This window comes from Oerskovia merdavium (assembly GCF_014836755.1).
Lineage (GTDB): Bacteria > Actinomycetota > Actinomycetes > Actinomycetales > Cellulomonadaceae > Oerskovia > Oerskovia merdavium.
Map to the genome: position 1 here is coordinate 151,433 of NZ_JACSQF010000008.1, position 12,011 is coordinate 163,443.

Genomic DNA, 12,011 nt, shown 5'->3' on the forward strand with positions numbered 1-12,011 from the left:
GGGCTGGGGCCGTCGGCGTGTCAGTAGCCGCCGTCGTGTCACTCATCGCGTCGTTGCTCCGCTCTTCACTTAACCTGCTCCGCCTCGAGGGCAGCACGGCGGTGGTTCTCCTCGAGCAAGCGGTCGATGATCTCGACGCGAGCCGGGGGGCTGACGGTCCAGCGGGTTATCTGCCGGTAGGTGTGGAACCCGTGGTCGAGTGGGACGTCGCCCCACCCGTAGGCAGCCATCACAGCCTCGTCGAGCTCGACGTGAATCTTGCGCAGTCGCGCAACGTCAGCGTCGTCAGCGTCTGCGATCTCCGGGTCGTTGATCCGGTTATAGAGCTTGGTCAGGCCCAGGTCCTGCTCCATCATGATGTAGCGACGCTCGGTGTCGAGAGTCTTGCCAATCTCGGCCAATCGTTCCGTTGGCTCGGGACGCGGAAATGTCTCGAAGACGTCGGACGGCGTGTAACGAGGATCACTCCGCATGGCAGAGCCGTATCGAATAACCCACGCCTGGTGAGAACTACTGGAAAGAACAGCCTGCGTGGAGAACGATGAATCGACGATAATAGTGAGCATATTGCTTAGACACTGACCCGTCGTGACACGCATCGGCATCAGCGACTTGCTAACGATTGTCACAGCCAGCACTTCGCTCAATCCAGCGATGCGATTCCGCAATTTTGGACGCTTCTCCGCGAACTGCCACCAGTAGTCTCGATAGGTCTTCCGATTGTTCCTCATTCGCTCCGGGTAGACTTGTTCTAGAACCCGCTCGAATGGCAGCTTGTATCGACGAGACTCATCCTCGCTTCGATTGCCGAAATCGATCACCCAGCGCCGCCCAGAAGAGTCCGGTCGCTGGTTCAGGTCCTCCCCGTTAAGGTAGGGCATGAGAACGTCTCTATTTGAAGGGTCAGCGCCTATCCACTCGTTCGCCTCTTGCGGACTGAGCAAAAACCCTGCACCCAGGACATAGTTGCCAATGAAGGACCCTCCTTGGTTCTCGGCGAGACGAAGCGGGTTCCCATTTATCCTACCCGCCGGCTCAAGCAGTGAATTAATGGACCGCACCCGACGCCCCCCGATCCAAGCACCCTGGCCACGATCGCCCGCGCGCGTTCCCCAGACCGCAGCGAATTCTAGATTTGCACTTTCCGCGGGCCACGCGGCGGACTGTATAGCACGCGTGATTGTGAGACCGGACGCCGTCATGTGGTCGAGTCCTACCTGACGAGTATCACCTTGGGCAATAGTGTTAGTCGCAATTAGCCCAATGTACCCATGCGGCGAAAGAAGTTCTTGCGCGCGCAGGAAGAAGTACGCTACAAGATCCGCACTTCCGCGCCGCATACCGGCCAGAACATTCACGAACCAATCGCGAATATCGACGCCCATGGCTCCGGTCAACTTTTGCCCTCCGAGGAATGGAGGATTTCCAATAACGGCATCGAAACCGCCACGCGCTATCACGTCCGGTACCACGACAGCCCAGTGCAGCGGCTTCCAGCGCTGATAGTCGGTCTCGACCTCTGGGGTCAGCCCACTCTCGATAATCCCGTCGAGCATCATCGAGTCAGCCGTGCCATGGGTGAACGCGCGGTCGACCGCGATGCGGAGGTTGTCGTACGCCTCGTCGAGCTGCTTTCCAGGCTTGCCGCCGAGCCGCAGGCCAGCGGCGATCACACCATCGGCCACGGTCGAGAGCTGCTCGACGAGCTTCTGATAGTCGCGCCACAGCCGGTTCTTGGCGTTCGTGTTGCGCTGAGGATCGTTCTCGTCGACTGGCGTGGCGAGCCGCTTGCGCAGGTCGATCGCACGCCGGATCACGCCGCGCACATCGAGCATCTCGACGCCGGTCGCCTCCGAGCCTGCGCCGAAGAGCGCGCCCGAGGAGTATGCCTTGGCCCGACCGCTCTCTCCGGTGAAGGTCTTCGAGCGCTTCGGGTCGATGTGCAGTGCCTCGAGCTGGTCAAGATCGGTGATGCCCAGCAGCGAGTTGCCGTGCAGGATCTTGTCGTCCACGAAGCTGAACGGCTGGTTGGGGTCGAGTGACACGAGCCAGAGCGAGAGCTTGCACATCTCGACAGCCATGCCGTTGATGTCTGCGCCGTAGAGGCAGTTCGCCACCACCTGACGTCGGGCGTAGATCTCGAGGTCACGGCCCGACTTGGTGTGGTCACCCTCGCGGTGCAGCGCCTCGATGTACTTCCCAGCGAGGTACTCGGCGGCGGCCACGAGGAACGCCCCGGAGCCGCAGGCGATGTCGGCGATCTTGAGATCGAGGATCTCGTAGGAGGCGATCGGCTTCCACTGGTCTCGGTCCGCCGTCTGATGCGGACCCGGCTGGTACACCAGCGGCTCGAGGGCGTGGAGCACGACCTCCTGCGCCAGGGACTTCGGCGTGTAGTGGGCGCCGGCGTTCGCGCGCGACGGCGTCTCCGCGACGGCGAGGCCACCGGGCTGGATGACCACCGGCCGGTTCCGCAGGTCGCGGCGGATGATGCCCGCGTACGGGCGAAGTTGGTCGAGCAGGTCCTCGTCGCGGGTGATCGAGAGCAATGCACGGTCCCGCTCGGCGAGCACCTCGGCGTCAGACTCGGCCAACAGCTTCTTGAGCTGAGCCGCCGACTTGGCGGTCGCGCCCGACTGCTCGGCTTTGATCCAGTCCCGCAGCGCGGCGACGGCGGCTACGTCGTCGCCGTGGTGCTCCCAGAGGTCGTCCAGCACGCTCAGCGGCGCCTCGGGCTCTTCACCCTCGGCACCGACGAGCCCGAGCGTGACCTCATCGACCTCGACCGCGGTGTAACCCAGGAGACCCTCATAGATGTAGCCGATCTGCTCCACGTCGATGTCGCGGAACGAGATGCGGCGGTACTCCCTGCTCACGGTCGCGTACTGCACCGAACGCAGCACCTCGAGCATCACGCGGTCGCTCACGGTGACGGCGAGGGCACCGCGCTCGTCCAGCGCCGTGAGGAATGGGAAGCGCTTCGGGTCGAAGAGCGACCCGCCGTACGAGGGCAGGCGCATGTCCTCGGTGTTCACGCCGGTGTAGAGGGCATGGGAGGTGGCGAGCAGCCGGTGCCAGGTGTGGTGGGTGGCGTCCAGCGCCTCGGAGGACTCGTCGCGGTCCCGCTGGTCAAGGGCATCCAGCTCGTCACTGATGCCGTATGCCTCCGTGAAGAGCGGCGTCTGCGGCATCATCGAGCGCTCCTCCGCGAACAGGAGGAACACCACCCGCATCATGGCAGTCACGGCACCCTCGTACACCTCACCCTTGTTCGCCGGGAGGGGGTCAGGGCGGCCGGCAGCGCGGGCATCCAGAGCGGACTCCGAGAAGGCGGTGACCAGCAGTTCCACCGCGCGGCGCACCTGCGTGCCCAGCGCGACGGTGATCTCCTCGGCGGCCGTCACCGACTCCTGGAAGAGTGCGGGCAGGCGATCCACCTCAGCACCACCGAAGAACCGCTTCGGCGCGATCAGCTCGAAGAAGGCGTCCCGGGTGTCCCGCTCCTCGATCCACGTCTGGGCGTCCACCACACCGGACGCCGTCATCACGCCGTCCTGCGCCGAAACCAGCGCCCACCACCGGCCGTCCGTCACGATGCCGATCGACACCTGCGATGCGCGCAGCAGGGCGTCCATCCGGTCGATCGGCCCAGCAGACCATCCATCGACGCCGGGCTGGCGCAGCGAGGTGACCGGGTCCACGGCCAGCACCAGGGCGCCGACCACCCCGTTGCGGACCAGGGCACCCGTCGCCGTCACCGTGACATCGTGGTTCGGCGACTTCGCCGTCGGTCTGCCACCGGGCAGGGTGGCGGTGTCCCACGTGAGATGGGAGCCCCAGCCGGCGACGTCCTGGAGGACGGTCGAGACCCACTTGTCGCGCGCCCCCCGGTACGCCGCATCAGCGTCGTCGAGCGCGGCCGGGTCCTGCCCCGCAGCCCCGACCGCCGTCGTCCACTTGTCCCACGCCCGGTCGAAGTCCGGCTTCGCGTCCCGAAGCGCCATCATTGCCGGGTCGCTCAGCGCGCCGATGCCCTGCGGCCACACGCGCTTCAGCGCCGGGATCGCGACGAACGGGCCGTCCCGGTCCACGAGCTCGAGCCAGGAGCGGTGGCGCTCGGTCACGTCAGAGGTACGGCGGATCATGCGAGGGCTCCGGGCTGGGCGTCGGCGGGGGTCAGGGCGAAGACGACGGCTGCGGCCGAGACGTACGGCTGGACGTCGGCGTAGCGGGCACGGATGGAGTCCAGCTCGCGCTTCTCCTCGTCGTCGAGGGTGTCGAGGCGGTCCTCCATGGCGCGCATGTCCCGCTGGAACTGGCGCTCCTGCTCGGGCAGGAGACCAAACAGCGTGCCGTCGGCGTCCTCCCGCTCCCGGCGCAGGGCCTCGAGGGAGTCACGCAGGTTACGACGGAACGCGGCGTAGATCTCCCGCGCCCTGTCGACGTCGGCGTCCTTGCGCTTGACCAGCGACTCAGCGACCGCCTGCTGCTTGCGTTCGGCGGCCTTCCGCATGGCGTCGTCAAGACGCTCCCGTAGACCTCGCTCCCCCGCGCTCGCGTTCCAGTCGTCCGCGAGCGCCGCCCGGACGGCGTCCGGCGCCAGCTCGAGGTCGGTGCGGTCGAGGGTCTGTTCCACGAGGTTCTCGGCCTTGGACTCGGCGAGGGCGCGGCCCTTGATGCGGATACCGGCGAGAAAGACCTCTTCGTGGAGGCGCAGGCCGCCACGACCGACCAGCACGAGACGGGCGACGGCCGCGACGCAGGACTGCTCGAGGTCGGGCACCACCACGGCCGTCGCGCGGTGTACTGCGGAATCCGCGCTGAACAGGCTGGACCGCAGGATGCGGCTGGCCTTCTGCATGAGGGCGTGCCCGAGGTGCACGTAGACGACCTCGTTGTTCGGCACCTCCGTCGCGGCGGCGCCGTCGAACGTGATGGGGCGCAGCCTTGCGTCCAGGCGCGTGTTGAGGCCGCGGAGCGCGGGCTGCCAGGCCTGGCCGAGGTTCGGCACGGTGTAGACGGCCGCGTCGGTGTCCTGATGGCCTGACACTTCGAGGGTCGGCTGGTCCGTCAATCGCAGCGCGGTATCCACGACGCGCCGGGCGTTGTCCGGCGTGAGGTGCATCCGCTCCTTGATGTTCTCGTACTGCTCCTCGAGGCGCGTGAGCGAACGGTTGAGCTCGGCCGAGCCCGCCATGACCGACGTGACAGCCTCCGCCTCGGTCGTGGGGCGCCGTCGGGGTGTCTTGTCGATGTGGCCGAACTTGTTCTGGATCTCGGCGTCGATCACCGGGTTCACCGAGCCGAGGTCGCCATGCACGTTGGCGACCTTGCGGGCGATGTACTCCATGAAGTGCATGTCCGCGCCGAACGTCGACGACGTCGACTCCGGCACGAACTGCACCACCTGCGGGTTCTGCGTCTGCCCGTACCGGTCGATACGCCCGATCCGTTGCTCGAGGCGAGACGGGTTGAACGGCACGTCGAAGTTCACCAGGCGGTGGCAGTGCGCCTGGAGGTCGATGCCCTCGCCGGCCGCGTCCGTGGCGACGAGCACACGCAGCGGCTCCTTCGACGGGTCCGCGTTGAAGCGGGCGCGCGTAACCTCGCGGGTCTCGGTGTCCGTCGAACCCTGGATCGTGGCCAGGCGGGACTCGTCGTAGCCGCGCTGGCGCAGGTTCTCCACGATCCAGTCGAGGGTGTCCGCGTACTCGGTGAAGATGACGACCCGCTCGTTGGACCACTCCCCACTCGGGCGGCAAATCGCCGTCAGCCAATCGATGAGCGCCTTGAGGCGCGAGTCCGCCTTGGGGCGATACCCGGTGCCCCACGTGACGAGGCAGTCGATCTCCTCCGTGGTCGCCGAGACCAGGGGGTCGTGGGTGGAGGTGCGCTCCCGGCGCAGCGTCGTGAACTCCGGGTGCTCGAGAGCGCCCTCCTCCTCGTCGGACGCCTCCGAGCCGAGCACCTCGGCGTAGTAGTCGTCCTCCTCGAGGTCCGAGCCTGCACTGAACTGCGCCGCGCGGTAGTTGGCGAGCGTCGTGCCGAAGGCGTACGGGCTCGACAGGAAGCGCTTCTTGAGGAGCATCGCGACGATGTCACCAGAAGCCTTCATGCCGTTCGCCCGAGCCGACTTTGTCAGCAGGCCGTCGAGCAGGTCGAACATCTGCTGCTCGTCCTGGGCGGGTTCGAACGGGATGGTCGAGATCTCGCGCGGCTTGAAGTTCTTCGCCACGATGTCGCCCTTGAGGCGGCGGACCGTAACCTCCTTGAGCGCCGTGTCATCCACCGTCGCGCCGCGGCTGAACCGGCGGTTGTCGATCATCTCGAGCAGCGCCGTGAACGACTCGCTGTGCCCGTTGTGCGGCGTTGCAGAGAGGAAGAGTCGATGCTCGCACAGGCGGGCCAGGTCACGGACGGCGGTGGTGCGCTGAGAGTCCACCGCGTAGCCGCGGGCCTTGCCGATGGTGGACGGGCTCGACGGCGCCACGTGGTGGGCCTCGTCGACCACGAGCACGTCGAAGGCGTACCGTTTGGCGCTGTTGACCGCGCCGACCCCGCTGGTTGCCTCCCGGAAGAGCCGCTGGGCGCGAACGCCAGGCAGCCACGCCATCGACACGATGACGCGCGGGAACAGGCGGAAGGGGTTCGCGTTGAGGCCGTGCGAGCGCCGCACGCGCGCCATGAGATCGGAGTTCACGATCTCGAACTCAAGACCGAACTTCTCCCGCATCTCGTCCTGCCACTTCAGCGCGAGGCTCGGCGGGCACACAATGATGACGCTGCGGGCGCGGTGCCGGAGCAGCAGCTCCTGGACCACCAGGCCGGCCTCGATCGTCTTACCGAGGCCGACGTCGTCAGCGAGCAGCAGGTTCGTGCGGGGTGCCTGAAGAGCTCGGCGGAGTGGCTCGAGCTGGTAGGCCTCGACGTTCGCGCCCGAGCGGAAGGGTGCCTGGAACTCCCCCGCGTCGGCCGACGTGATCGCGCCCCATCGCACGGCGTCCACGTAGGCGGCAAGGGTGTTGGGGTCGTCAAAACCGCCGATCTGCTCCGGCAGGCCGCGATCCGGGGCGACCGAGTGGCCAATCTCCAGTTCCCAGACGACCGCCAACTCCTCGCCGCGGCGGTCCTCGTCCAGTGACTGGAGGCTGACCACATGATTGAGGCCGGGACGTCCCTCATCGGCAGGGCTGCGCGGCAGGCCTTGTCGTCGGATGTCCGTGATGGCCCACGTCGACCCGCGCACAGTAACCACCTGTCCCGGCTCCGGGACCAGCGGTCCTGCCGGCCGAACTTCCGCAGCGGTGGGGTCGATGGCTGTGCTGGTCAAGCTCGCAACCTCTCAATTGTGGACAAGTCCATCCGGAATGAGACTGTGGACGATGGTAGGCGCACCCACTGACAGGGTTGATCACTCACGTGCCCTCCGGAAGGATTTCACCCGGTACAGGTCGACGCACAATCGAGACCTCACGTGCGAGTCGCTATCCTCGCGGACATGCCGCAGGTCTCGATCGGTCCCGACAAGTCAGGTGGAGTCGACGGAAGCGTCGCCGGCGCCGTCCTGACATTCCTGCAGAAGCTCGGACGAGACGACACCTCACCTGGCCTGCACATCGAGCCGGTAGTCGGCGGCGCTGATCACCGCTTGTACACCGGCCGGGTCACCAAGTTCTGGCGGGCCCTACTCGCCAAGGTCGGCGACGGCCCCAGCGCCACCTATGTCTACTTCGGCACGTTTCAGCACGACGAGGCCTACGAGAAGGCTAAGCGGCTCAAACTCACCGTCAACCCCCAGGCCAACGTGCTCGAGCTCGTCGAAGCTGCTGCGCCGCCGACGATCCTCGAGAACGTCCCACGGTTCACACAGCCCGAATACGTCGCTCCGCCTCCGTTCCCGACACCTACCCTGCCCGAGCCTGTACTACGAGCACGGGGGTACTCCGTCCACGATCTCCTCGAGCTCGGCATCGACGACACCCTCGCCTCGGACGCCATCCTGCAGACCGACGAGCTCGAGCTCGTCGCTCTCACCGACGACGCGCCCGCTCGCTGGCAGCAGAACGTCCTCCTCGAGCTCGCCGACGGCGTACCGCTCCACGAGATCAAGGCCCGCTACGGCCTCGAGAAGGTGCAGGGCGATCCTGATTCCGACTCCGTCGTGCTCGCCGCGCTGGATCGACCCGCGTCCCGGATGGACTTTGCCCTCGTCACCGACGATGCGGAACTGCGCGCCGCACTCGAAGACCCCGACTTTGGTCGCTGGCGCACCTTCCTCCACCCTGAGCAGCGGGCCTATGCCTACGGGGAGCGTAGCGGCTCGTTCCGCCTCTCCGGTGGCGCCGGAACCGGCAAGACGGTCGTCCTGCTGCACCGCGCCCGACACCTCCAGCGCGAGAACCCACAAGCACGGATCGTTCTCACCACGTACAACAAGACGCTTGCCAGCTCGCTGAGGGACAGTCTGCTGTTCCTCGATCCACAGACCCACCTCGCCAAATACCCCGGCGATGTCGGCATCTTCGTCGGCACAGTCGACGCCATCGCTTGGCGGCTCGTCACGCAGGGCGCCGCCCACGGCCTGCCCATCACCGACGCGGCCGGCCTCGTCCTCGGCACCGCCAGGAGTACCGTCGTCCAGGCGACCACCGGTGACGCGTGGAGACGTGCGCTCTCCCATGCAGGCCACGAGCTGCCGGAGTCCCTTCGGACGCCGGGCTTCTTCGCCGCCGAGTACGGCACCGTCGTCGTCCCCCACCGCATCACCACCCGCGACGAGTACCTCGCCGCCCCGCGAGCGGGACGGCGGGTCCCCCTCGACCGCGAGCGCCGCAGCCTGGTGTGGGATGTCATCGACGCCTACCGCGAGGCCGGCATCCAGTCCCGCACCACGGACTACGACGAGAAGTCGATGATCGCCGCCATCGCTCTCGATCAGGCCGCACCGACCATCGGTCGGCCCGTCGACCACGTCCTCGTCGACGAGGCGCAGGACCTGTCACCGTCGCGTCTCATCCTGCTGCGGGCCCTCGTTGCCGACGGGCCAGGCGACCTCCTCCTCGCCGAGGATGCTCAGCAGCGCATTTACGCCCCCCTCGTGGTCCTCAGCAGGTACGGAATCCTGATCCGCGGACGTTCCCGGCGTCTCACGCTCAACTACCGCACCACCGCCCAGACCCTCCGCTTTGCGAGCAGCATCCTCGCCGGTGAAGAGCTCATCGACTTCGACGGCGAGCCGACGCAGGACGACGGTGCGCGATCCGCCCGGGTTGGCCTGGCACCGCGCACCGAAGGAGCGTCGTCGCTGGACGGCGCCTACGCGACGGCGGCGCTGACTCTCCTGAGTTGGATCAACGACGGCGCGACGCCCGAATCTCTCGCCGTTCTCGTGCGTGGAGGCAACGAAGGCACCTACCTGCTCCCCGAGCTGGCCGATCGCGGAGTGACCGCCACCTATATCGGACCGCGCGACACGCCCTCCAAGGGGGCGGTGTCCGTCATGACAATGCACCGCTCCAAGGGCATGGAGTTCCGCCACGTCTTGCTCTTCGGTGTGACGGCCGAGGCGCTGCCCGCTCACGTGGACGATCTGCCCGAACCCGAACGGAACGACGCCGTGCAGCGGGAGCGGTCACTGCTCTACGTCGCGACGACTCGGGCTCGCGACGAGCTCGTCGTCCTGTGGGACGGCGAGCCGAGCGAACTGCTCCCGCTCGCCGTCTGACACCACTCGTTGCCATCCGGAGGGCTGATGTCGGATGCCGACGTTCCAGACCTGCTCGGGTTGGCAGACATGCATCTCCACTTGGCCATCTGCTACTCGATCACCCGCTTCCCCTGCTCGTTGTCGCTCTGAACCTTGATGGTGAGACTGATAAACCAGCGTCAACGCGTCAGGCGAGCACCACGAGAACGGCGAGCATGATCTTGGCACCTTCCGCGGCCACGGACGGGAGCACTCCCTTGGCTGGCCCCATGCACGAACTGGTCGGCACACGACCGAAGACGACCTCCGACGTGTGCCCGCAACAAGAGTGATTCCGCCGCTCACAACGCCAGCCAGCTAGACCTTTCGCTCCTCGACGCCGCTCGCGAGCGCTCGCCAGCGCTGGCAGAAGCCCTCCGGACAGTAGAGCTACAAGTGATCCATGCTTTGCTCCCGCGTCCACGAGCTGGCTCATGAGTCCATCAGCGCTTCCTCCGGTGACTGAGGCTCCCGGTGGTGGTCTCCGAACGCCCTGTACATCGCCATCGGCGTCAAGACCGCTCGCGCAATGGCGCACCCCGTCGGGTCTCGACTTGCTGGAGGAAATCCTTTACAGTTGGAGCACTGGTGTATAGGTTTCCCTACGGAGGTGGTCGTCGTGTCCGCGGACCTGCTGGCCGCCCTGCCTCCGACGTTCCGCTACTCGCAAGCCCGGGAGTGTCTCAACGAACGGCAGTTCCGGAAGCTCATCGACGAGGGGGAGATCATCGCGATCGCCCGCGGCCTGTACCGCAAGCGCGGCCTCGCGGGCGACGACGATCTCATCGATCTTGCCTCCCGCTCCCCCGACGCAACACTCTGCTTGCGGTCGGCCTTGGCCCGCCACGACCTCATCGACGACATCCCCGCCGAGATCGACATCGCGATACCTCGCGGGGCATGGACCCCGCACACCGAGGCGCCGGTGCGCTGGCGACACTTCGATACCAAGACATTCCCCATCGGTAGGGGCCTGCTAGACATCGGGGACGAATCGACCATCGGCCTGTACTCGGCGGAGCGCAGCATCATCGACGCGTTCCGGATGCGAAACATCGAGGGCCCCGAGCTCGCCAACGAGTCCCTGAAACGGTGGCTGCGGTCCGGCGGCCGGCCGTCGGAACTGCTGCGCGTGGCCCGCGACTTTCCCCGCACCCTGACCCCTCTGCGACAGACCATGGAGATCCTGCTGTGATCCGCCCGACGCACGGCACGCCCGCAGGGGATGCCTACCTGGATCTGCAGAATCAAGCGCGCCGCTCCAAGCGGCCTACCCAGGAGCTGCACCAGTTGTACGTGCTCGAGGGTTTCCTTGCGCGACTGGCCGCGAGCTCCGAGCGCAACCACTTCGTCCTCAAAGGTGGCGTGCTGCTCGCCGCCTTCGGAGCACGCCGCCCCACCAAGGACATCGACCTCGCGGCGCTCGAGACCGCCAACGATGTCGACACCGTCAGGGCACTCGTGGCCGACGTCGCCGCGACCGCGCTCCCGCAGGACGACGGGATCGAGTTCCTACCGGAGACAGCGCGAGCGGAGGCGATCCGCGAGGACGATGAGTACCAGGGCGTGCGCGTGCACGTCGACGCACGCTTGGCCACGGCCCGCCTTCCCTTCCACGTGGACGTGAACGTCGGCGACCCGATCTGGCCCGCGCCGTCAGACATCGCCGTCCCACGCCTGCGTGGCGGTGAGCCGATCACCCTGCGCGGCTAACCGATCCATATGGTCTACGCCGAGAAGGTCGTCAACGCCGTCCAACGCGGCCTGGCCAACACTCGATGGCGCGACTTCGGTGACGTATGGAGCCTGTCCAGGAACCACGCTGTCAACGCGGACGATGTCATCCGCGCTATCGACGAGGTTGCACACCACCGCAAGGCGACGCTGAACCCGCTGGCCGACGTGCTCGACGGGTTCGCTCCGCTCGCCCAGACGCGGTGGCCCCGTTGGCTGCGCGGCTCGGGATCACTTCACCTGCCGGCCGACATCGCACCCGTGCTCGACGACGTCATCGCGTTCGCCGACCCCGTGCTGACCGGCCAGGCCGCTGGCCTCACGTGGGACCCCACCAAGTCCATCTGGTACGAACCGCGATAGCCGGTTCACAGACTCCGGACCCCGAAAAGACCCGCCCCGTGGGAACCGTCTACCTGTCGCTTCGCCCACACGGCGATCTCGCTCAGCATCTTGACCAACGGACGCTGGCCGCCGCGTAGGAAATCCTCGACAGCACCAGCTTTGCTGTCGAGGAACCCCTGCGCGCACG

4 protein-coding genes and 1 pseudogene are annotated in these 12,011 nt (G+C 66.7%); 3 read left to right on the forward strand and 2 right to left on the reverse strand.

The window, feature by feature from the left end:
* Positions 1-65: 65 nt before the first annotated feature.
* Positions 66-4,145, reverse strand: a complete 4,080-nt coding sequence (locus H9641_RS09590) for an Eco57I restriction-modification methylase domain-containing protein (RefSeq protein ID WP_191803170.1) — start codon at positions 4,143-4,145, stop codon at positions 66-68.
* On the reverse strand, positions 4,142-7,330 hold the full coding sequence (gene drmD / locus H9641_RS09595; RefSeq protein ID WP_225220238.1) for a DISARM system SNF2-like helicase DrmD: 3,189 nt from the start codon (positions 7,328-7,330) through the stop codon (positions 4,142-4,144). Before drmD ends, H9641_RS09590 begins: the two co-directional genes overlap by 4 nt.
* Before the next feature lie 168 nt (positions 7,331-7,498).
* Here drmD and H9641_RS09600 point away from each other — a divergent pair, with 168 nt between their 5' ends.
* From H9641_RS09600 to H9641_RS09610, 3 genes and pseudogenes are all read left to right on the forward strand, one after another.
* Positions 7,499-9,724 (forward strand): 3'-5' exonuclease, encoded by a 2,226-nt coding sequence (locus tag H9641_RS09600; RefSeq protein ID WP_191803172.1) that lies wholly within the window; start codon positions 7,499-7,501, stop codon positions 9,722-9,724.
* Between the two features lie 640 nt (positions 9,725-10,364).
* Positions 10,365-10,940, forward strand: a complete 576-nt coding sequence (locus H9641_RS09605; protein ID WP_225220239.1) for a type IV toxin-antitoxin system AbiEi family antitoxin domain-containing protein — start codon at positions 10,365-10,367, stop codon at positions 10,938-10,940.
* 101 nt (positions 10,941-11,041) lie between these two features.
* Positions 11,042-11,842: pseudogene (locus H9641_RS09610) on the forward strand (nucleotidyl transferase AbiEii/AbiGii toxin family protein).
* Positions 11,843-12,011 lie beyond the last annotated feature (169 nt).

Excerpts from the sequence above, each read along its gene's own strand:
- H9641_RS09590 (WP_191803170.1), bottom strand. The coding sequence starts at position 4,145 with ATGATCCGCCGTACCTCTGACGTGACCGAGCGCCACCGCTCCTGGCTC.
- H9641_RS09600 (WP_191803172.1), top strand. The coding sequence starts at position 7,499 with ATGCCGCAGGTCTCGATCGGTCCCGACAAGTCAGGTGGAGTCGACGGA.